General features: G+C 72.4%; 15 protein-coding genes. 9 read left to right on the top strand and 6 right to left on the bottom strand.

Annotated elements, in window-relative coordinates; genetic code table 11:
* The first annotated feature begins 47 nt into the window (after positions 1-47).
* The 3 genes from AC57BS_RS12690 to nagA are packed head-to-tail and all read left to right on the top strand — an operon-like array spanning position 48 to position 3,243.
* Entirely contained in the window at positions 48-815 is a 768-nt protein-coding gene (locus AC57BS_RS12690) for a GntR family transcriptional regulator (RefSeq protein ID WP_496411806.1), read from the top strand.
* Entirely contained in the window at positions 815-2,086 is a 1,272-nt protein-coding gene (locus tag AC57BS_RS12685) for a PTS transporter subunit EIIC (protein WP_496411805.1), read from the top strand. Before AC57BS_RS12690 ends, AC57BS_RS12685 begins: the two co-directional genes overlap by 1 nt.
* A 2-nt stretch (positions 2,087-2,088) precedes the next feature.
* The gene (gene nagA, locus AC57BS_RS12680) at positions 2,089-3,243 is read left to right on the top strand and encodes an N-acetylglucosamine-6-phosphate deacetylase (protein WP_496411804.1); all 1,155 of its coding nucleotides are present in this window, start codon (positions 2,089-2,091) and stop codon (positions 3,241-3,243) included.
* 7 nt (positions 3,244-3,250) lie between these two features.
* Here nagA and AC57BS_RS12675 read toward each other — a convergent pair whose 3' ends face one another.
* The gene (locus tag AC57BS_RS12675; RefSeq protein WP_496411803.1) at positions 3,251-4,009 is read right to left on the bottom strand and encodes a hypothetical protein; all 759 of its coding nucleotides are present in this window, start codon (positions 4,007-4,009) and stop codon (positions 3,251-3,253) included.
* Positions 4,006-6,282, bottom strand: a complete 2,277-nt coding sequence (locus AC57BS_RS12670) for a hypothetical protein (RefSeq protein WP_496411802.1) — start codon at positions 6,280-6,282, stop codon at positions 4,006-4,008. Before AC57BS_RS12670 ends, AC57BS_RS12675 begins: the two co-directional genes overlap by 4 nt.
* A gap of 285 nt (positions 6,283-6,567) precedes the next feature.
* On the opposite strand from AC57BS_RS12670, the gene AC57BS_RS12665 reads away from it, so the two are divergent.
* Positions 6,568-11,955 (top strand): DUF7379 domain-containing protein, encoded by a 5,388-nt coding sequence (locus tag AC57BS_RS12665; RefSeq protein WP_496411801.1) that lies wholly within the window; start codon positions 6,568-6,570, stop codon positions 11,953-11,955.
* Positions 11,952-13,109 (top strand): phospholipase D-like domain-containing protein, encoded by a 1,158-nt coding sequence (locus AC57BS_RS12660; RefSeq protein WP_496411800.1) that lies wholly within the window; start codon positions 11,952-11,954, stop codon positions 13,107-13,109. The genes AC57BS_RS12665 and AC57BS_RS12660 overlap by 4 nt, the downstream gene beginning before the upstream one ends.
* 32 nt (positions 13,110-13,141) lie before the next feature.
* On the opposite strand, the gene AC57BS_RS12655 is transcribed toward AC57BS_RS12660, so the two are convergent.
* The 3 genes from AC57BS_RS12655 to AC57BS_RS12645 are packed head-to-tail and all read right to left on the bottom strand — an operon-like array spanning position 13,142 to position 16,362.
* Positions 13,142-14,086: a carbohydrate ABC transporter permease gene (locus AC57BS_RS12655; protein WP_496411799.1), complete on the bottom strand. Its 945-nt coding sequence runs from the start codon at positions 14,084-14,086 to the stop codon at positions 13,142-13,144.
* Positions 14,083-15,030 carry a carbohydrate ABC transporter permease gene (locus tag AC57BS_RS12650; protein ID WP_496411798.1) on the bottom strand — a complete coding sequence of 316 codons (948 nt, stop codon included), beginning with the start codon at positions 15,028-15,030 and terminating at the stop codon, positions 14,083-14,085. The genes AC57BS_RS12655 and AC57BS_RS12650 overlap by 4 nt, the downstream gene beginning before the upstream one ends.
* A gap of 3 nt (positions 15,031-15,033) precedes the next feature.
* Complete coding sequence (locus AC57BS_RS12645) at positions 15,034-16,362, bottom strand: ABC transporter substrate-binding protein (RefSeq protein WP_496411797.1); 1,329 nt, start codon at positions 16,360-16,362, stop codon at positions 15,034-15,036.
* 174 nt (positions 16,363-16,536) lie between these two features.
* Between AC57BS_RS12645 and AC57BS_RS12640 the strand changes: the two genes are divergently transcribed.
* The 4 genes from AC57BS_RS12640 (at position 16,537) to AC57BS_RS12625 (ending at position 22,312) form a co-directional block, all read left to right on the top strand.
* The gene (locus AC57BS_RS12640; RefSeq protein ID WP_496411796.1) at positions 16,537-18,570 is read left to right on the top strand and encodes a beta-galactosidase; all 2,034 of its coding nucleotides are present in this window, start codon (positions 16,537-16,539) and stop codon (positions 18,568-18,570) included.
* Positions 18,570-19,385: a DeoR/GlpR family DNA-binding transcription regulator gene (locus AC57BS_RS12635; RefSeq protein ID WP_496411795.1), complete on the top strand. Its 816-nt coding sequence runs from the start codon at positions 18,570-18,572 to the stop codon at positions 19,383-19,385. Before AC57BS_RS12640 ends, AC57BS_RS12635 begins: the two co-directional genes overlap by 1 nt.
* Complete coding sequence (locus AC57BS_RS12630; RefSeq protein WP_496411794.1) at positions 19,382-21,517, top strand: alpha-galactosidase; 2,136 nt, start codon at positions 19,382-19,384, stop codon at positions 21,515-21,517. Before AC57BS_RS12635 ends, AC57BS_RS12630 begins: the two co-directional genes overlap by 4 nt.
* A 153-nt stretch (positions 21,518-21,670) precedes the next feature.
* Entirely contained in the window at positions 21,671-22,312 is a 642-nt protein-coding gene (locus AC57BS_RS12625) for a class I SAM-dependent methyltransferase (RefSeq protein ID WP_496411793.1), read from the top strand.
* A gap of 31 nt (positions 22,313-22,343) precedes the next feature.
* Here AC57BS_RS12625 and AC57BS_RS12620 read toward each other — a convergent pair whose 3' ends face one another.
* The gene (locus tag AC57BS_RS12620; protein ID WP_496411792.1) at positions 22,344-22,715 is read right to left on the bottom strand and encodes a hypothetical protein; all 372 of its coding nucleotides are present in this window, start codon (positions 22,713-22,715) and stop codon (positions 22,344-22,346) included.
* Positions 22,716-22,733: the final 18 nt, after the last annotated feature.

Below are 22,733 nucleotides of genomic sequence, written 5' to 3'. Positions count from 1 at the left end.
TACGTACCAGACCGTACCAATGGATCGACCCAGAGTCGAGAGGTGAGATGGCCCGCAGGATCGACGACGGCCCCCGGCCCAAGCACGCACAGCTCAGCGACGCGCTGTCCCGGCTGGCGACCCGTGACCTCGGTCCCGGCACGGCCATCCCGTCGGAGCGCGAGCTGATGGCGACGTACGACGTCTCCCGCGCCACGGTGCGCAAGGCCATCGACGGCCTCGTCGCCGACGGGCTGCTGCAGCGCATCCAGGGCAAGGGCACCTTCGTCGCCCAGCCCCGTGTCGAGAGCCACCTGCACCTGGCGTCGTTCTCCGACGACATGCGCCGCCGCGGGCTGGCTCCCTCGACCCGGTTGATGCGCGTCGACGAGGAGCGCCCGCCGGCCGAGGTCGTCCGGTCGCTCCGCCTCGGCGCGCACGGCACGGCCTGGCGCATCGATCGCGTACGCCTCGCCGACGGGCAGCCGATGGCGATCGAGCAGGGGTGGTACCCGTGCTCGCTCCTGCCCGACCTCGACACCGCGGACCTCTCCGGATCGCTCTACACGCTCTTCGCCCACCAGTACGACCTGGTCATCGACGCGGCCGAGCAGACCCTGTGGGGCGAGGCCGCCGAGGGCGCCATCGCGCGCCGGCTCGAGGCGCCCGTGCACACCCCCCTCCTCGTCTTCCGCCGCGTCTCCAGCGCGGCCGGCCGGCCGGTCGAGCACGTCGTCTCGCGCTACCGCGGCGACCGCTACCAGGTCCACATGAGCCTCGGCGCCGCAACGGGCGCCACCGGGAAAACCAGCACCACCAGAAGGGATCGATCCTGATGACCACGCAGGAAGCCGCCTCGGGCGGCACCACCTCGGACAAGCGCAGGCTGAACCTCGCGCCGGTCCAGAAGTTCGGGCGCAGCCTGATGCTCCCGATCGCCGCCCTGCCCGTCGCAGCGCTGCTGCTGCGACTCGGGCAGCCCGACCTGCTCGGCGCGGACGGCCTCGGCTGGGACGACGTCGCGGCCGTGATCGGCGCGGCCGGCAACGCGCTCTTCGCCAACCTGCCGCTCCTCTTCGCGGTCGGCATCGCCATCGGCATGGCGCGGAAGTCCGACGGCTCGACCGCGCTGGCCGCCGTCGTCGGCTACCTCGTCTTCCAGGGCGTCGGCGACGCGATGTCCCCGGTGATCCTGGGTGCTCCCGAGGGCGACGCCGAGCAGGAGATGATCAACTACGGGGTGCTCGGCGGCATCGTCACCGGCCTGGTCAGTGCCTGGCTGTGGCAGCGCTACCACCGGATCTCGCTGCCGCCCTACCTCGCCTTCTTCGGCGGACGGCGCTTCGTCCCGATCATCACCGCGTTCGCCATGCTGGTGATCTCGGTGCTGATGAGCTTCGTCTACCCCGCCTTCGACGCCGGCATCACCGGTCTCGGCGAGTGGGTCACCGACAACGCCATCCTCGGCGGCTTCGTCTACGGCACCCTCAACCGGCTGCTGATCCCGCTCGGCCTGCACCACATCCTCAACAACCCGCCGTGGTTCATCTTCGGCGAGTACACCGCGGCCGACGGGCAGGTCTACCACGGCGACATCGCGCGCTTCCTCGCCGGCGACCCCACCGCGGGCGCGTTCATGACCGGCTTCTTCCCGATCATGATGTTCGCGCTGCCCGCGGCGGCCCTGGCGATCTGGCACGAGGCACGCCCGGAGAACAAGAAGCTCGTCGGCGGCATCATGCTCTCCGCCGCGCTGACGGCCTTCCTCACCGGTGTCACCGAGCCGCTGGAGTTCGCGTTCATGTTCGTCGCGTTCCCGCTCTACGTCATCCACGCGCTCCTCACCGGCTCGTCGATGGCGCTGACCAACGCGCTGGGGATCAAGGACGGCTTCGGCTTCTCGGCCGGGTTGTTCGACTACGTGCTCAACTTCAACATCGCGACCAAGCCGCTGCTGATCATCCCGATCGGCCTGGCCTACGCGGCCGTCTACTACTTCCTGTTCCGGTTCGTGATCCGGAAGTGGAACCTCAGGACGCCCGGCCGCGAGGACGACACCGACGCGGCCGGCGGCGGCTCGCTCCTCGAGCAGGACAACAAGGCCTGACCGTGATCCTCACGGCAGCACAGGTGGTCACCCCGGCGCGGATCCTCGCGCCGGGGTGGCTGCTCCTCGACGGCGACCGCATCGTCGAGGTCGGAGAGGGCGCACCGCCACGCACCGCCGACGTGGACCTCGGCTCCGTCACGGTGACCCCCGGCTTCGTCGACCTCCACGTGCACGGGGGCGGCGGGGCCTCCTTCGACACCGGTACGGCTGACGCGGCGGACGTGGTGGCCGCCGCCCACCTCGCCCACGGCAGCACGTCGATGGCCGCCAGCCTGGTCACCGACACCCCAGACCGGATGACCGACGCCGTGCGCGAGCTGGCGCTGCTGGTCGACGACGGGCGGCTCGCCGGGATCCACCTCGAGGGTCCGTGGCTCAGCCCGCGGCGCTCGGGCGCCCACCAGCCCGGTGCGCTCACCCACCCGACACCTGCCGCGATCGACGAGCTGCTGACCGCCGGCGACCCTTCGACAGGCTCAGGACGGCGCGGCGCCGTCCGGATGGTGACCCTCGCCCCCGAGCTGCCGGGCGGCCCCGACGCCGTACGTCAGCTCGCCGACGCCGGCGTGCTGGTCGCGATCGGCCACACGGACGCGACGTACGACGAGGCGCGGGCCGCGATCGAGGCGGGCGCCCGCCTCGGCACCCACCTCTTCAACGCGATGCGTCCCCTGCACCACCGCGACCCGGGCCCCGTCGGCGCGCTGCTCGACGCACCCGTCGACGCCGAGCTGATCGCCGACGGGGTGCACCTGCACCCCGCGGTGCTCCGCACCGTCTTCGCCGCCAAGCCCGGCCGGTGCATCCTCGTGACCGACGCCATGGCAGCGGCCGGTGGGCCCGATGGCGACTACCGCCTCGGGCCGATGGCGATCGAGGTCCGCGACGGCGTCGCCCGGCTCGCGGACGGCAGCGGCGACGGCGCGATCGCCGGCTCGACGCTCACGATGGACGCGGCGGTCCGCTTCGCCGTACGCACCGCGGGCCTGCCGCTCCTCGACGTCGTGCACGCCGCCAGCACCGCCCCCGCCGCCGCGTGGGGGCTGGACGACGTGGGCGCGATCGAGGCCGGCCGCCGCGCCGACCTGGTCGTGCTCGACGACCGGCTCGAGGTCCTCCGCGTGATGCGGGCAGGGGTCTGGCTCGGTCGGTGAGCGCGCCTCAGTCGGGGGTCGTGGCGTCGCCCGACAGCAGCGCCGCCGCGGTGGCGTCGCCGGAGTCGGCGACGGCGACGGCGTCGGCCGCGACGGCCAGCCGCTCGTCACCCGGGAACAGCCCCGGCGGCAGGACCGACGCCAGCGCTGCCGCCACGGTCACGGCGCCGGTCGCGGCGACGGCCTCGTCGACGGCAGCCCCGAGGTCGGCCGTGACGGTCGTGACGGTGGTCGACAGGAGCCGGGCCACAGGAGCGCCGCCGGGCCGGGCGAGCAGGTCGAGGCCCTCGGCCGCCGAGCCCATGACGCTCATCGAGCAGATGCTCTGCACGACCTCGGGGTCCTCCAGCGCCCGTTGGCGCGCGCGGGCCGCCTCGTCGTACGCCTCCACGCGGCGGACCACCACCGGCGCCGACGCGACCTCCGTGTCGGGCCGCGGCGCGAAGGTGGCCGCGACCGAGTAGTCACCCGGGCCGGGGAAGAGCCGCGCGGCCGGGGCCAGCAGCAGGGCCGACCCCACGAGGTCCTCGCCGGGCGCCAGCATCACCTCGCGCCGGCCCGAGTCGACCGGCCACGGCCACTCGGCCCGAACCCGCTCCACCCCCTCGCGGCCCACCCACACCGTCAGGTCGCCCTCGGCCAGGTCGAGCCGGCTGCTCGTGGCGACCGGCTCGGCCCCGTCGTTGCGCAGCCGCACCACGACGACGAGCGCCTCGTCGAGCGGGACCTCGGCGGGAGCCTCGAGGGTGAGCTTCAGTCCGGTCACCGTCCCGATGGTGCCACGAAGTCCGCGGCCCGCTCCTCCGCCAGGGCGAGGTCGGCCTTGGGCTTGCGGGCGCGCCGCGCCCGGGCCATCGCGTCGGCCACGACGGGTGCCTCGCGCTCGATCGGGCTGGGCACGGTCGTCGCGAGCGTCACGAGCTCCACGGCCGAGCGGCCCTGGGCGGCGAGGTCCATGAAGTGCTTGGCCTCGGTGGCACTGGCGGCCCGGGTCTCACCGGTCCGGTAGTCCTGGTGCGTCCGGGCGAGCGAGTTGGCGAGGACGAGCGCCGCCGCCCCGCCGGTGTCGGACTCCGGGTGGGCCTCGGCGACGGCCACGAGCCCGGCCTTCACGGCCTCGTCCCGGCCGAAGTCCCCGAGCGCGAACGCCACGCCCACGCCGGGGTCCAGGGTGACCGCGGCGACACCGCGCTCCTCCTCGGTGCCGGCCATCCGCACCTGCACCGCGACCCGCTGGCTGCGTACGGCCGCCCAGCCGAGCGCGTCGAACTCCGCCCGTACGACGTGCCGGCCCGGGAGGTCGAACGTGACGCCCTCGCTGGTGAAGAACACCTGCACGTGCGAGGTGATCGACTCGCCGGGCTGCAGCACCGTGGTCTGCGGCGGACCGCAGGCGAGCACCACGTCGCGCACCTGCTCCACGTCCCCGCCGGGCAGGGCGTGCAGCAGCCGCAGGTCTCCCTCGGAGAGGTTCAACCGGGTGCTCACCTCGCGCGCGTCGTCGCCGGTGTTGGTGAGGACGACCTCCGCCGTGACGTACTGGCCGACGAAGACCTCGTCGGGGAGCCGCAGGACGAGCGTCAGGCCGTCGGCGTCGTCCTGGCTGGCCAGGCCCTCGGCGTCGGTCGGCTCCGGGAGGCCGGACGACAGGCTGCCGTGACCCCAGCCGAAGCCCTTCCAGCCGGGGCGCACCTGCGGGTCCGGCGAGTGGATCAGCGAGGTCCGGTCGTGCGAGCTGAAGGCGAAGGTCGCGTTGCCCGGATAGGGGTTGGCCGCGGTCGCGAAGCCCATCACGTCACCGGTCTGGTTCATGATCTCCGTGCCCACCCCGGGGACGTGCACGTCGTGCTTGGGGTGGAACAGGTTGAACGCGTGGCCGGCCTCGTGGACGAGGGTGCGCAGGAAGGCCGCCGGCACCTCGTCGAGCGGGCGGTTGCGCGCACCTGCCTCGATGATCGGCGAGTCCGACAAGGTGGCGTCGGCGAAGCCGACCGCACCCTCGCGCGGCACCGCGTCCTGGTCGAACATGACACCGAAGGTCGTGCCCTGCGCCGAGCCGACGAGCAGCCACAGTCGCCACTGGTCAGCGGTGGCCGTGCCCCGGTGGGTGCTGATGAGGGTCTGCAGCTCGGCATTGGTCAGCGACGCGTCGTCGGGCACGGTGACCTCGTCGAGCGTGGCCGGGGTGTCCCAGCCCGCGGAGGCGTAGACGTTGCGGAAGGTCGACGTCACGCCGCCGGCCGTCGTGGCGGACGCCGGCCAGGCGCGACCGGTCATCGCGTCGACCTCGACGCGGCACCCACGGTAGAACGTCGAGGTCTTCGTGGCCGTCAGCGCATACCGGCGTCGGCCGATGGTGGCCGTGCCCTGCATCGTCGCGGGACGGAAGAGCGGCTCGAGCAGCGGCTGGTGGCACTGCAGCGTCATCCGCCCGGTGTCGGTGGACACGAAGTCCTGGGTGGTCCGGTCCCACAGGTGCCGTACGAACGAGAAGGACAGCTCGCCTCCCGACCAGGTGATGCCCGTGGAGCGGAAGTACCAGCTGTACTCGTTCTTCGGCAGCTGCGGGTACCAGCGCAGCGGCGGGAAGAGCACACCGCCCCGGTCCTCGCCGGCGTCCTCGCCGAAACCCTCGTCGAGGGCCTCGTCGAGGCCCTGGTCACCGTGGTCGCCGCCGGCACGCACGGGCCCGCCGAACGGCTGGGTGACGACCGGACCGATGACGCCGCTGCGCCGTACGTACACGTCGCCGCTGACGCGCAGGGACGAGGGACCGACCTCGATCCGCATCGGTCCGCGGACCTCGCTGAACGGGAACGCCGGGACGAGCGGGCGGACCTGCAGCAGCCACGACCCGTTGAGCCGGGCCGCGGTGCAGGGGCGCCGGAGCCCGAGCGACGGGAGGGGTGCGTGTGGGATCGTGGCGGGTGGCGGGCCCAGCGCGGGCAGGTCCTCGACGAGGTCGCCCTGCTCGTCGAAGACCAGGGCCGGCTGGCCGTGGCACCCGCAGGTCCCCGTTGCTCGGTCGTGGTGCGTCATGGCGAGCCTCCCCTCCCGCCCGGGGGGCGAGCCGACGACGGAGGACGGCTGTCCCCGCGCGGCACTGTGCGCTCGCCTGCGTGACTCCAGCGTGACTCCACAGAACTGGTCCAGACCGCAGTGACCCGGCTGTTGTCAGGCCGGTGCGCCGGGAGGACCGTGGACGGGACGGCCGTTCACCCCTCGGGCCTCCGTGTCCGGGTCAGAGCCCGTCGACACCGGCGAGGCCGGGTCATCCCGTCCCCGCCGGCACGGTGCCGCAGCGCGCTGAGGGGGAGGGACCTGATGGTCGAGCGATTGACGGTTCGCGGGGAGGAGGTCGACCCTGCCGCGCACGACGAGGTGGACGCCGACCTCGGGGACATCGGCTACCACGTGGTCCGCCGGGTGTCGACCGAGGGGGCGTCCCGGTCGAGCGGTGACGCGGTCGAGCTGGAGGTCGAGGACCGCCACATCCTGGAGGTCACCGACACCAACGGGGTCACCACCTTCCTCACCGCCGAGTCGGCCCGCGAGGCGGCCCGGTCACGGGGCGGCCGGCTCGACCTCGCCGTACCGTCCGTCACCCGGGGCACCGGCACCGCGATCCGTGAGGTCGTGCAGAGCACGATCAGCGGGGACCTGGCCGAGCTGGGGCGCGGTGTCGCGGGCTGGGGCCTCGACCAGCTCCTCGAGCCCGCCGCCCGCGAGCTGGTACGCGCGCTCGTCGAGCGGCTGGACAGGCCCAGCTCCGAGCCGTCACGCGGGCACGCGCGCGCCCGGGGTCTGTACGCGGTGAGCGACGACCTCCGCCTGCTCCCCGAGAACCGCGCCCCCGACCTCGCCGGCGGGGACGACCCCTACCTGGTCCTGCTGCACGGGACGTTCTCCAACACCGAGGCCTCCTTCGGCGGGCTGCGTGAGCAGGGGACCCGCGACTGGGACGACCTGCTCGCCGAGTACCCCCGGCGGCTCCTGGCGCTCGAGCACCAGACCCTGGGGCTGACACCGGTGCAGAACGCGCTCGACCTGGCGCGGGCCCTGCCCGACGGATCCCGGCTGCACCTGCTGAGCCACTCACGGGGCGGCCTCGTCGGAGAGGTGCTCAGCTGTGCCTCGCACGGCAACCCCTCCACCCGGGCGTACACGCGCCGCAAGCAGCAGGACCACCCGGACGTGCTGGCCTGGGACGAGCTGCTCGCCGTCGTCGAGGCCAAGCACCTCGCCGTCGAACGGTTCGTCAGGGTCGCGTGCCCCGCCCGCGGCACCATCCTGGCCTCGCGCAAGGTGGACACCTGGGCGAGCTACTTCTTCAACGCCCTGCGGCTCGTGCCCGGCCTGGATGCCGCCGGCGTCCTCAGCGTGGTGAAGAAGGTCGTGCTGGTGCTGCTCGAGCAGCACCTGGACGTGCGGGCGGTCCCGGGTCTGGAGTGCATGGTGCCCGAGTCGGCCCTGGTGGCGACGCTCGCCGGCGTGGAGCGACCCGTCGATGACGGCCTGGTCGCGGTGATGGGCGACGTCGAGGGCAAGGGCATCCTGGGCAGGATCGCCCTGGCCCTCCCCGACCTCTTCTTCTCCGGGGACCACGACCTGGTCGTCAACACCAACGCCATGGACGGCGGCATGCCCCGGTCGGGCCCGCCGAGGCGACGGCTCTTCAGCGGACCCGACCACACCCACTTCGGCTACTTCCGGACCCCGGCTTCGCGGGAGGCCATCCGCGGCGCCCTGACGGCCGGGCCGGCCGACGGCCAGCCCGAAGCGGACGACGCGAAGGCCGTCGCCTCCCGTGACGGGGAGCGGGTGCTCGCCGGCAAGACCCGCGGCGTGGCGGTCGAGGGTCCGGTGCTGGTGGTCGTGCCCGACCTGATGGGGTCCGTCCTGCACTCCGGCGACGGAGCGGAGGGGACCGTCTGGCCTGCCCCGGGGGCCATCGCGCGTCGCGGGATCGCCGACGTCCTCACCCCACCGCGGGACGGCGCGACCCCTCGCATCGTCGACCCCCTCCCCGGCGTCCTGGTGGCGCCGTACGACGAGCTGGTCAGGACCATGCGGCACAACTTCGACGTGCGCGCGTTCCCCTACGACTGGCGCCGACCGCTCGCGGACTCGGCCGCCGCGCTGCGCGCCGCGCTGCAGCAGCTGCCGGCGTCCAAGGACGACGAGTCGGGGACCACGTCCCCGTGCCTGGTGCTCGGGCACGGGGTCGGGGCGCTGCTGGCCCTCGAGGCGTGCGCCGGCACGGACAAGCGCCCCCTGCTGCTCGACCCCCCGTTCGAGGAGCGCCCGGCGATGGTGTGCCGGGGCGCGGGGCAGGACGACCTCACCCGCGTCCTCGCGCTGGTCGACGGCGGGACGGACGCCGCGAAGATCGGTGAGCTGCTGTCCGGCCTGGACGCCTTCCGCGTCAGGCGCGAAGGCCTCGAGCCCCGCACCCGGCCGGCGGGATCCGCGTACCCGATGTTCGTGTGCGTTCACGACAACGCCCATGCCGGCCACGGGCACCTCTCGCTCCCTTGCCAGCACTACCTGAGCCGCGCGCCCGCCGGGTCGATCCTGACCAGCCCGGAGGTGCTGCGCGACCTCCGGCTCCTGGCACTGGGACGCAGCCCGGTCGGACTGGTCGCGGGCCAGCCGAGCCTGTCGCCGCAGACCGCCGCGGCCCAGCCGGTCGATGGACCCCCCACGCCCCCTCCCGGACCCGCCGCACCGACGATCCTGTTCCCCACCAGCGACGAGCTGGCGCGGATGGCGCTGGGCATCCGTACGGTCCCCGGGCCGCAGCCCGTGAGCCTGCTGGTGCGGGTGACCCACGGCGACCTCCGCGTGGGGGACGGGCCCTGGCTCGTGGGCGCGCAGGACGGTACGCCGATCGGCGGATCGGAGAAGGCCCTCGACGAGCGTCTCGACGGGGCGCTGACGACCCACCGGATCCTGGGCCAGTACCCCGGAGCGACGGGAACCCTGCAGCTGTTCACCGGGCCGGACCTCGAGGGAGCCGCCGCGGCCGTGATCGGCATGGGCGCCCCGGGAGAGCTGACGCCCGGTCAGCTGAGCACCGGAGTCACCCAGGCGGTGCTGCGCCTGGCCGCAGCCAACGTGCACATCGGACCCGTGGCACGCCAGGACCGGATCCAGGAGAGCCGCGGCTTCGAGGTCTCCTGCGTGCTGATCGGGACGGTGGGCTCGGGCGCGCTGCCGATCGACACGGCCGTCAGCGCGATCATCACCGGTGTCCGGCGTGCCAACCGCACGCTCCGCGACCTCCAGAAGACTCCCGACGACGGGCGCCACGACGCGTGGGAGAGCCCACCGGTCGTGGGCTCGCTCCAGCTCGTGGAGCTCTACGAGGACCGAGCCGTGCTGGCGCTCCAGGCCGCCACCAAGGTCGCCCGTGCCGACGGGGCGACCGACGACGACGTCCTGCAGACCGTCAAGGCGCTGCAGCTCGGGGTGGGGGGTCGCAAGGGGACCATGACGGCCGGGTACCTCGACGAGCGGTGGCGCACCATCAGGGTGACCGCGTCCGCACCGGCCTCGCTGTCGGCGGAGTCCGAGGCGGCGGGGTCAGGCACGGTGCCGGACCAGGCGAACGAGCTCGTCGACCTCACCTTCACCGAGCTGGGGCGCGCCGCCGGGGCCGAGACGACGGTGAACTCGGCCCAGCGCCGCGTCATCGACCAGGTCGTCCGCAAGTCGATCCACACCGACATGCACCCGACCGACCAGTCCCACAACACCCTCTACGAGCTGCTGGTGCCCCTGCACATGAAGGGCCAGGGCCGGCCGAGCGACAACATCATGTTCATCCTCGACGAGCACGCCGCCACCCTGCCCCTGGAGATGCTCGCGACCCGCTCGTACGACGACGCCATCGTCCCCCTCGCGGCGGAGGTGGGCATCATCCGCCGGCTGGAGACGACCACGTTCCGCCAGTGGGTGCGACCGGCCTCGGGCAACCGGGCGCTCGTGATCGGCGACCCGCGCGCACCCGGTTGGCCGCCGCTCCCCGGCGCCCGCCTCGAGGCCAACCACGTGGCCAAGGCCCTCGAGAGCCACGGGTACGCGGTCACGCGCCAGATCTCGGCGTCCGACGACGACGACTCGGTCTGCACCACCAGCATCCTCGACGCGCTGTACGCCCACGACTACCGCATCATCCACATCGCCGCGCACGGCGACATCGCGCGACCCGGCTCCGGGGCGCCCGACGCGCGCGGTCGGCCCGGCGTCGTCATCGGCAGGAACGACTGGCTGACCGCCCTGGAGATCCAGCAGATGCAGACCACGCCCGACCTGGTCTTCCTCAACTGCTGCCATCTCGGCGCGGACCTGGCCGCGTCGGCGACGTCCGGAGCCGGCCAGCCGGCGCCCGGTTCCTGGGACCGTCCGGGATGGCGGCCCGACCGGTTCGCCGCCGGCATCTCCCGCCAGCTCATCGACAACGGGGTGCGCGGGGTGGTCGCCGCCGGGTGGGCGGTGGACGACGTCGCCGCCGCCACCTTCGCCACGACCTTCTACGAGGAGTTCCTCGGCGGGCACGAGCTCGGGCCCGCGACGCTGGCCGCGCGCAAGGACGTCATGAAGCGGCACAAGGCGACGTCCACCTGGGGGGCCTACCAGGTCTACGGGCCTCCGGCCCTGAAGGTGCCCGGCGACCAACCGACGCCCGGGAAGTCGGACTACACCCACCCCCGGTCGGTGCGCGACCGGCTCGCCTACCTCCTGCGGCGATCGGCCCGCCTGCCGTCCGACGAGGAGCAGAGGTCGGCCACCATCGAGGACATCCGGAAGGAGCTCAAGGCGGTGCAGCGCGACGCGCCCGCGGAGTGGATCGACGGCGAGGCCCAGCAGACGATCGGCGAGATCTTGCGCAACCTCGGCTGCTACGCCGACGCGATCACCTCCTTCCGCTCCGCCCTCGAGACGTGGAGCTCGGTCGCTGCCCTCAACGTGGTCGACCAGCTCGTGTCCGCCCACGTGCGGCTGGGCGCCAAGAACGCCCGAAGCGGCATGCGCAAGGAGGCGCGGGAGTGCTTCGGACAGGCCAGGCAGGTCCTCGACACGATGGACGTCCTCGCCACCAGCGAGTCCGACGACCGGGAGGAACCGGAAGGCGTCCGTGCCGTCGTCACCCGACGGCCCGAGCGCCTCAAGCTGAGCGCCAACTACAAGCAGCACGAGCTGTGGCTGCACCTGCGGAGCGACGCCGCGCTCGAGGACGCCCGGCAGGCCTTCGCCGACGCCGCCGACGCCCACGAGCGGGTCCGCCGCACGGACCGCTACTGCCGGCTGGGCGAGATCACCCTCCGGTGGGTGCAGAGCCAGCGGCCGACGCACACCGCACGGACCTCCGACCACGACCTCGACACCGTGGCCGAGCTGCTGAGGTCTGCCCGCCGCGAGCGCTGGTCGCCCAAGCCCTTCGCCCAGCTCGGGGCGGCCGACTGCCTCCTCGTCGACGCGCTGCTGCGCTCCCCCCCTCACACCTCCCCCTCGCCCAAGGAGCGCAGCCAGTTCGCCGCGAGCGTCTTCGACGTGACCGACGCCTACCTGGACGCCTTCCGCAAGGGGCTGAGCGAGCGCGAGCGGGCGTCCGTGACCGACTACCTCGAGCTCCTGCAGCGCCTGCTGCCACCGGCCAACGTGGCGCGGCAGCAGCTGTTGAAGGTCCTCGCCGACGAGCTCGCATGACCGCCTTCGCGGACGGCCGGATCGAGGCGTACGTCGGCCCGACGGAGCTCGGCGCCGCCGACGACCTCGAGGCGGTGATCACCGACTTCATCGCCGGCGCGCGCTCCACCCTCAGCGTCGCCGTGCAGGAGCTGGACAGCCCGGCCATCGCCCAGGCCCTCGTCGACGCGAGCTGGCGCGGCGTACGGGTCGAGCTGTTCCTCGAGCAGGACTACCTGCGCTCCCCGCTCGTCGGTGACCCGCCGAAGCCACCGGTCCCCCGGCCGGGCGAGACGGCCGCCGAGGCGCTGCACCGGGTGCAGTGGCTGGAGGACGACACCGAGCTCGCGGAGAACCGGCGCATCCTCGGCGCGCTGCTGCGCTCCGACGTGCAGGTGCGCGGCGACTACAACCCGAAGATCTTCCACCAGAAGTTCGTGCTGCGCGACTACGACGGCCGCGCCCGACCGAGCTCGGCCCTGCTGTCCGGGTCGGCGAACTTCACCCTGACCGACACCCACCGCAACCTCAACCACGTCTTCGTCTTCCGCAGCGCCTTCGTGTGCCGCCAGTACCTCGCCGAGGTGGAGCAGCTGCGGGCCGGATCGTTCGGGCGCGGGATGCACGGGGACGTGCCGAAGGTCTACGACCTGGGCGGCGTCCCGGTGAAGGTGCTCTTCGCCCCCGACCACACGCCCGAGCTCGAGATCGTCAAGCAGATGCTGAAGGGCACCGAGGAGATCGTCTTCGCGATCTTCACCTTCGCCGGCTCCTCGGCGATCGACGACGCGATGCTCGCCCTGGCCCGCGGCGGCATGAAGGTGCGCGGCGTGGTGGACCGGACCCAGGCGGCCCACGACTGGGCCGCCCCCGCGTGGCTGGTCCACGACAACATCGAGCTGTTCGTGCCGCGGCGCTCCGGTGTCTTCTCGAGCCTGCGCAAGCTGCACCACAAGCTGATGGTCATCGACGAGCAGGTCGTCGTCGCCGGCAGCTTCAACTACACCGCGCCCGCCAACGAGTTCAACGACGAGAACATCTTCGTCGTCGGCTCGGTCCACACCGAGGTCGAGGGCATCGAGGTCGCCGAGCAGCCGTGCCGAGTGGTCGCCCGCCACCTGAAGGCCGAGGTGGAGCGCATCATCGCCCTCAGCGAGCCGTGGACCCCCGGCTGAGTGCTCACCTCTCGACGGTCCGCCGGTCGACCTCAGCCCTTCGTCGAGCCCAGGGTGAGGCCGGAGACGAACTGCTTCTGCAGTGCGAAGAACACCACCAGCACCGGGAGCGCCACGATGATCGAGCCGGCCGCGACGAGGTTGGTGTCGGTGAAGAACTGCCCGCGCAGGTTGTTGAGTGCCGAGGTCACGGGGAGCTTGTTGCCCTGCTGGATCAGCACCGTCGCCCAGAAGAACTCGTTGTAGATCCACGTCACCTGCAGCGTCGCGAGCGCGGCCAGCGCCGGGCGTACGAGCGGCATCGTCAGCTGCCAGTACTGGCGCCACACGCTCGCCCCGTCGAGCTCCGCGGACTCGTAGATCTCATAGGGCAGCGTCTTCATGTAGTTGCTGAGCACGAAGGTGCAGAACCCCATCTGGAACGCGGTGTTGACCAGGATCAGCGCCCAGAAGCTGTTGAGCATCGAGCCGGAGTCGCTCATGAAGAGCGGGAGCGGGATCTCGCGGAACATCCGGAACACCGGGATCAGCAGCGCCTGCGGCGGGAGCAGGTTGGCGGCGAGGAAGACGCCGAGCATCGTCAGGTTGAAGCGAAAGCTGAACCGGGCCAGGACGAACGCCACCATCGAGGACAGCCACAGGGTGAGCAGCACGGCCGGGACGGTGACGAGCAGCGAGTTCTTCATGTGCAGGCCGAAGTTGCCGCGGGTCCACGCCTCCTCGTAGTTGGAGGTCGTCCACCCGCCGAACGACAGGTAGCCGTTGGCCTGGGTGTACTCGTACTCGCGGAAGGAGTTGACCAGCGCCCACAGCAGCGGGAACAGCCAGGCCAGTGCCAGGAGCGCGACGATGACGGTCACGACCATCCCGCGGGGCTTGCTCATGACGCCGCCCTCGACCCGCTTGGGCGGGGTGGGGCGCGCTGCGTCCGTCGACGAGGTCGGGCCCGTCGCTGCCGGGGCTGCCTGGGTGCTCATCCTCGACGCTCCTCACGGAAGACGTTGCGCAGGTAGACGGTGATGAAGATCGACGAGATCAGCATCATGATCACGGCGAGCGCGGACCCGAAGCCGTACCTCGTCGCCTCGCCGATGACGTTCTGGGCGACCAGCGCGCCGATCAGCTCGAGTCCGTTGCGGCCCTTGTTGACGACCCAGACGAGGTCGAAGGCGCGCAGCGACTCGATGACGACGATCACGATGACGATCATGTTGATCGGGCGCATCACCGGGAAGATCACGTGGAAGAACGTCTTCACCTCGCTCGCGCCGTCGACCGCCGCGGCCTCGCGGAGACTGGCGTCGACGCCCTTCAGACCGGCCAGGTAGATCAGCATGATGTAGCCGGTGTGGCGCCAGGCCGTGGCGACCAGCACCGCCCACAGGTTGATGTCGGGGTCGCCGTACCAGTCGATCTGCGAGCCGAAGATGTCGTTGATCAGGCCCTGGTCGCGGGAGTAGAAGAGCTGCCAGATGAAGCCGATGAGGGCCAGCGACAGCACGACCGGCATGTAGAAAGCGGTCTGGTAGATCCGGCTGCCGCGCATCTCCCGGTCGAGCAGGACCGCGAGGAACATCCCGAACAGGGTCGGCAGGAAGAACAGGAACGCCAGCCAGATGAGGTTGTGCTGGATCGCCGGCCAGAACGCGGGATAGATCGTGACGATGTCGCGGTAGTTCTGGAAGCCGACCCACTCGATCGTGTCGAGGTCGCCGAAGCCGTTCCACTTGCCGAAGGAGAGCGCCACCGACAGCAGCGCCGGGACCCACACCAGCGCCACCACGAGCAGCAACGGGATCGTCACCATCGTGGCGACGGTGAAGCGGTCGCGACCCGGGAGCTTCTTCTCCCGGCCCTGTGGCGGTGCGACCGCCTTCTCGTCGGGCTTCGTCGCCTTCGGTGCCTCGTCGATGTGTGCCATGGCTCAGCCGAAGATCGATGCGGCCTGCTCCTGGATGCTGGCCGTGACCCCGTCGATGTCGTCGGGGTTCTTCAGGAACTCCTGGATCGAGGGGATCATCACCGTGTTCGCGAAGTCGGCGTTGGTGTCGCGGTCCATGAACTGGGCGATGTTGGCCGCGGCCCCGACGACCTCGGCGGACTTCTTCTGGAGGTCGCTGTAGGTCGAGGTGCTGGCACCGGAGTTGGCCGCGATGAACGGGGCGTCGGCGGCGTTGTTGCCCGCGTCGGCCGCGGCCGCGCTGCCGAGCCACTTGGCCATCGCCTTGCCGGCTTCCTGGTTCTGCCCGGCCGCGGCCACGCAGAAACCGTCGATCGGGGCGTCGAGGGCGTCCGAGCCGATCGAGGAGTCGAGCTCGGGGAAGGTGAAGAAGTCGAGGTCCTCACCGTTCTCGCCGAGGGCGTCCACGACGAAGGTGCCGAGGAGGTACATGCCGCACTCGCCCTTGCCCATCGCGGTCGCTGCCTCCTGCCATGTACGACCGAGCGGGTCGGCCTGGTGGTAGGGCAGGAGCTTGCGCCAGGTGTCGAACACGAGCTTGACCTCGTCGCCGTCCCAGGCCTCCTCACCGGCCATCAGGCTCATGTGGAAGTCGAAGCCGTTGAGGCGCATGTTGAGGATGTCGAAGGTGCCCATCGCCGGCCAGCCGTCCTTGTCGCCGAACGCGAACGGCGTGACGCCCTTGCCCTGCATGTCGTCCATGAGGGCCATGAAGTCGTCGTTGGTCGCCGGCGGCGCCCAGCCGTTCTTCTCGAAGACGGACTTCCGGTAGAAGACTGCCCACGGGTAGTAGCTGATCGGCACGAAGTACTGCTTGCCGTCGGGCGCGGTGGCGGCCTGCTTGAAGGAGTCGTTGAGCCCGTCGATGGGCCACTGGTCACTCAGGTCGGTGATCAGCCCGTTCTCCGCGAACTGCGCCATGCGGAAGCCGGCGAACCAGGTGAAGACGTCGTCGGGCGTGCCCTGGAGGTAGGTGTTGATGCTCTCCTGGAAGGTGTTGTGGTCGACCGCGTTGAGGGACACCTCGGTGCCACTCTCCTCGCCGTACGCGTCGGCGATCGCCTTGAGGCGGTCGTAGGCCGCGCCCACGCCCTCGGCCTCGTTGATGCCGAACTTCACGGTGGCACCCTCACCGGTGGCCGGGCCCGCCGCGTCGCCACCGCAGGCGGCGAGGGCGCTGGCGCCGCCCACGGCGAGGCCGCTGAGCGCCAGACCGCGGAGGACGGACCGACGCGAGGCGGCCATGGTGGTGAGCGCGGAGCGGGGGATCGCGCTGGAGCGGGGCAGTGACACGGGGGCCTCCTGGACACGGCGGGACAAAACCAAACAGGGATGGACAGCATGTGACGACTGACACAGGCCCGTCAACCCTTCCGGGTGTCGTTTTCGCACCAGATCAAACATTTCCAAACCGTTTTCCCCCACAAAACGTTGACTTCCGCCTGTGAGGGTCGACACAGTGGTCGCATGCCGACATCCCTGCCCGCACTGGCCTTCGGCGGCGACTACAACCCCGAGCAGTGGCCCGCCGCGGCCCACGTGGAGGACCGCGAGCTGATGGGCGAGGCGGGCGTCGACCTGGTCACGCTCGCGGTCTTCTCCTGGGCCTGGCTCCAGCCGGGACCCGACCAGTGGGAGTTCGGCTGGCTCGACCGGCAGATGGACGACCTGCACGCCGCGGGGATCAAGGTCGACCTCGCCACTGCGACGGCCTCGCCGCCGCCGTGGCTGACCCACCGGCACCCCGAGATGCTCCCGGTGACCGCGGACGGGCGCACCCTGTGGCCTGGCGGCCGGCAGTCGTTCTGCCCGAGCTCCCCGGTCTACCGCGAGCACGCGCTCGATCTGTGCAGCCGCATGGCCGAGCGCTACCACGACCACCCGGCGCTGGCCCTCTGGCACGTGTCCAACGAGCTGGGCTGCCACAACGCCCGCTGCTACTGCGACACCAGCGCCGCCGCGTTCCGGTCCTGGTTGCGCGCCCGCTACGACGACGACGTCGCCCGGCTCAACGACGCGTGGGGCACCGCCTTCTGGTCGCAGCGCTACGACGACTTCGAGCAGGTGCTGCCGCCGCGCTCGGCGCCGACGCACGCCAACCCGACCCAGCAGCTCGACTTCGCCCGCTTCTCCTCCGACCAGCTGCTCGACAACTTCGTCGTCGAGCGCGACGTCCTGCACCGCCTCTCCCCCGGCGTCCCGGTCACCACCAACTTCATGGTGATGCGCCAGACCCCGGAGATGGACTACCTGCGCTGGGGGCGTGAGCTCGACGTGGTGTCCAACGACCACTACCTGATCGCCGCCGAGGACGACGGGCACCGCGAGCTCGCCTTCAGCGCCGACCTGACCCGCGGCACCGCCGACGGTCGCCCGTGGCTACTGATGGAGCACTCCACCAGCGCGGTCAACTGGCAGCCGCGCAACCGGGCCAAGCGGCCGGGCGAGATGATCCGCAACAGCCTGTCGCACGTCGCCCACGGCGCCGACGCGGTGCTGTTCTTCCAGTGGCGCGCGTCGCGCGCCGGCGCGGAGAAGTTCCACTCCGGCCTGCTCCCCCACGCCGGCACCGACACCCGCCAGTGGCGCGAGGTGGTGGAGCTGTCACGGCTCCTCGACGCCGTCGAGGAGGTCTCGGGCAGCACCGCGCGCAACGACGCGGCGATCCTGTTCGACTACGAGGCGTGGTGGGGCTGCGAGCTCGACTCCCACCCGAGCATCGACGTGCGCTACCGCGACCGGGCCGAGGACCTGCACCGCTCCCTGTCGGCCCGGGGCGTGGGCGTCGACGTGGTCCACCCCAGCGCCGACCTCTCCTCCTACCGGCTCGTCGTGGTGCCCACGCTCTACCTCGTCAGCGACGCCGCCGTCGCCGCGCTGACCGCTGCCGCCGAGGCCGGCGCCACGGTGGTCATCACCTACTTCAGCGGCATCGTCGACGAGAACGACCACATCCGCCTCGGCGGCTACCCGGGTGCCTTCCGCGACCTGCTCGGCGTACGCACGACCGAGCTCCTGCCCCTGCTCGCGGGCGAGACGGTGGGCGTCGACGGCCTCGGGAGCGGCGCCGTCACCGCCGACACCTGGGCCGAGGACCTCGAGCTCACCGGCGCCGAGGCGGTCGCGACGTACGCCGACGGCCCGGCCGCGGGCCTGCCCGCGGTGACCCGGCGCGAGGTCGGATCCGGGGTCGCGTGGTACGTCGCGACGAGGCTCGACCGCGGCGGCACCGACGCCCTTGTCGACCGGCTGGTGGCGGAGACCGGCATCGAGACGCTGCCCGGCGCCGCGGACCTGGTCGAGGTGACCAGGCGGGTGGGCGCCGACGCGAGCTGGCTGTTCGTGATCAACCACGGCGACGCACCCGCCGCGGTCGACGTGCGCGGCACCGACCTGGTCACCGGGCGCGAGGTCGCGGGCGACCTGGCCGTCCCGGCCGGCGGGGTGGCCGTGGTCCGGGAGGCCGTCCGCGAGGCCGCGGCGCCGGGCGGGAGCAGCTGATGCTCGCCGCGCAGCGCCGCAGCCGGATCCTGGCCGAGCTGAGCCGTGACGGGACGGTGCGCGTCACCGACCTCGTCGAGCTGCTCGGCGTCTCCGACATGACCGTGCGCCGCGACCTGGTCGCCCTGCACCGCGACGGGCTGCTGGAGAAGGTCCACGGCGGGGCGCTGGCCGTGGCCGAGCCGTCGTCGTCCGAGCCCGGCTTCGCCGCCAAGTCCGTGCAGCGTCGCCGCGAGAAGGAGGCGATCGCCCGCGCGGCCGCCGACATGGTGCACACCGGGATGGCCATCGCCGTCTCGGCCGGCACCACCACCCACGCGCTGACCGAGCACATCGCGCGCATCCCCAACCTCACCGTCGTGACCAACTCCGTGTGGGTCGCCGACGTCCTGCACCGCACCGGCGACGCCACCACGTCGGTGCTGCTGACCGGCGGCCTGCGCACCCCGTCCGACGCGCTCGTCGGCCCGGTCGCGGTGTCGTCGCTGCGCAGCCTCCACGTCGACGCGTTCTTCATGGGCGTGCACGGCATGGACGTCCGGGCCGGGTTCAGCACGCCCAACCTGCTCGAGTCGGAGACCAACCGGGCGATGATCGAGCGCTCGCGGCGCCTGATCGTGTGCGCCGACTCCAGCAAGTGGGGCGTCGTGGGTCTCAGCAGCATGGCCGCCCTGTCCGAGGCGGCGGTGCTCGTCACCGACTCCGGGCTCTCCGCCCAGGCCAGCGGGGCGCTGGCCGACCACGTCGGCGAGCTGGTCGTGGTCGACCCGGTCGACGACGACGAGGACGAGCTCGACGTGGCGGACGACGCATGAGCGTTCCGTCCCACGCTCCGGTCCACCTCACTCGTGCCGGTGTCAGCCTCGTGCTGGGCCGCGACGACCACGGCATCCCGGTCCTCCTGCACTGGGGTGCCGCGCTCGGCGACCTCGACGACGCCGGCCTCACCGCGCTGGCGACCGCACGCCGGCCCGGCGCCGCGCGCTCGGCGTACGACGGTCCCCGCAGCACCGGTCTCGTCCCCGACGGCACCCGCGGCTACTCCGGCACGCCCGCCCTGGCCGGGCACCGGGTCGGCGGCAGCGCCACTGCCGCGGCGCCGAGCCTGGTCGACTGGGACGTGCGCGCCGACGACGCGAACCTCACCTGCACCTCCACCGACGACGAGGCCGGCTGGGCGGTCCGGGTCGAGCTGTCCCTCGACGAGGCCGGCCTGCTGCACGCGCGCACGTCGGTGACCAACACCGCCGACGGCGACCTCCACCTGGCCTCGGTCCTCACCGTGCTGCCCGTGGGCGCGCACGCGACCGAGCTGCTCGACCTGACGGGTCGCTGGTGCAAGGAGCGCACCCCACAGCGGCACCCGTGGGTGCAGGGCACGCACCGCCGCGACGCCCGCCACGGGCGTACGGGTCATGACGCCACCCTGGTCATGGTCGCCGGCACCCCGGGGTTCGACTTCGGCGCCGGCGAGCTCTGGGCGGTCCACACCGCGTGGAGCGGCAACCACACCCACTACGCCGAGCGCACGCCCGAGGGCGAGGTCCTCCTCGGCGGCGGCGAGCTGCTGTCGCCCGGCGAGGTGGTGCTCGCCCGCGGCGAGACCTACGACGGACCACTGCTGCTCGGCTCCTTCTCGCCCGCCGGGCTGGACCCGATGAGCCACCGCTTCCACGCCCACCTGCGATCGGTGACGCCCCGTGCGCGCACCGAGCGGCCGGTCGTCGCCAACTCGTGGGAGGCGGTCTACTTCGACCACTCCCTCGAGCGGATCGCCGAGCTGGCCGACGTCGCGGCCTCGGTGGGGGTGGAGCGCTTCGTCCTCGACGACGGCTGGTTCCTCGGCCGGCGCGACGACACGGCCGGGCTGGGCGACTGGACGGTCGACCCCGAGGTGTGGCCGCAGGGCCTCGGCCCGCTGGTCGACCACGTGCGCGGGAGCGGGATGGAGTTCGGGCTGTGGGTCGAGCCCGAGATGGTCAACCTCGACTCCGAGACCGCCCGCACCCACCCCGAGCGGGTGCTGCGCGGCCGCGCGGCCGCACCGCCCGAGTGGCGCCAGCAGCAGGTCCTCGACCTGCAGGACGAGGGGGCGTACGCCGACCTCCGCGCCGCGCTCCTCGCGCTGCTCGACGAGCTGGACGTCGCCTACCTCAAGTGGGACCACAACCGCGACCTCACCGACGTCACCCACGACGGCCGTCCCGCCGTCCACGGCCAGACCCTCGCCGCGTACCGGTTGCTCGACGAGCTGCGCGAGGCCCACCCCGCCCTCGAGATCGAGTCGTGCTCCTCGGGCGGCGCCCGTGTCGACGCGGAGGTGCTGGCCCGCACCGACCGGATCTGGCCCAGCGACACCATCGACCCGCTCGAGCGGCAGCACCTCCAGCGGTGGACCTCGCTGCTGGTGCCGCCGGAGCTGATGGGCTCGCACGTCGGCGGTCCGACGTCCCACACGACGGGGCGCACCCACACCCTGCGCTACCGCGCCGCCACCGCCCTGCTCCACTGGTTCGGCATCGAGTGGGACATGTCCCGCCTCGGCGAGGCCGAGCTCGCCGAGCTGCGCTCGTGGATCGAGCTGCACAAGCGCGTGCGCCCGCTCATCGGCAGCGGCACCCTGGTCCACCCCGACCACCCGGACCCCGCCGTGCTCGTCACCGGCGTCGTCGGCGCGGACCGCTCGGAGGCGTGGTACGTCGTCGCGACGGTGGCCGCGACCGCGACCCAGCACCCCGCACCGCTGCGCCTGACCGGCCTGGACCCCGACCGCCGCTACCGGGTCACCGAGGAGATGCCCCGCGGGCCCGGCGGCGCCGACCTCACCGGCGCCTGGTCCGTGCACGGCACCGAGTCCACCGGCCGGGTGCTCGCCACCGTCGGCGTCGCCCTGCCGGTCCTCGACCCCGAGGAGGCGCGGGTGCTGCTGCTGGTGGCCGTCGACTGAGGTGGCTCGTGCGGCGGGCGGCCGTGCGCCAACTCACCAGTTGGCGGACCAACCCGTCAGTTGGCGACTTGGGGGCCCGATCCAGGCCCCACAGCCCACCCAACTCGCCAACTCACCAGTTGGCGACGCGCCGGGCAGGCCTACCCTGAGGACATGGACGCACACGCGTGGGACGAGCGGTACGCCGCCAGCGACCTGGTCTGGTCGCGCGAGCCCAACCAGTTCGTGGCCGCCGAGCTCGCCGACCTGCCTCCGGGACGGGCCGTCGACCTCGCCGCGGGCGAGGGACGCAACGCCATCTGGCTCGCCTCGCGCGGCTGGTCAGCCACGGCCGTGGACTTCTCGCAGGTCGCGCTCGACAAGGGCGCCCGGGTCGCGGGCGACCTCGACGTCACGTGGGTCTGCGCCGACGTGACGACGTGGCAGCCACCGGCACCGGTCGACCTCGTGGTGGTCGCCTACCTCCAGCTGCCGCCCGCCGACCGGAGGCGGGCAGTGCGGAGCGCGGTCGGGATGCTTCGCCCGGGTGGCACTCTCCTGCTCGTCGCGCACGACGCGACCAACCTGGCCGAGGGCACCGGCGGTCCGCAGGACCCGTCCGTGCTGATGACCGCCGAGGACGTCCTCGGCGACCTCGAGGGGATCGACGTCGAGGTGCTGCGCGCCGAGCGCGTCGCCCGGGAGGTCACTACCGAGGACCCGCACGGCGGTGAGCAGCGGCGTACGGCGTGGGACTGCCTGGTCCGGCTGGTCCGGACGCAGGCGGACCAGACGGCCGAGGTGGCCGGGCGCTAACAGCTGCCAGCGCCCGACCACCCCGGCACTGTCAGCGGGTCAGCCGCACACTCACCCGCTGGGTGCTGCCGTCCTCGAACCGGACGACCAGCACGGCCTTCACGCGCCGCGGGGTCCGGAGCACGACCCGGCCCTCGCAATCGACGGCTCGACGACGAAGTCGTCCTGGAGACCGCTGAAGTCGTCGGGCGCGTCCCAGTCGATGACTTGCTTGAGCTGGTCGACGTTGGCCGGCCTTGAGCGTGCAGAGCTCGGAGATGGGCCGGCCGAGCTGGAAGGCGCGCATGGTCACGCCGGGCTCGTCGCCGGCGGGCACCGCGGACGCGTTCGGCAGCGCCGCACCGAGGCTGGTCGCGACGGCGGCCGCCAGGACGGCGGCACCCCGCCGCTCGCTTGTGAGCAACTTTTGCCTGACGATCGC

The organism is Nocardioides sp. BGA-UO-ETr-FS32 (assembly GCF_059567905.1).
This window is presented reverse-complemented; position numbering and strand designations above follow the sequence as displayed.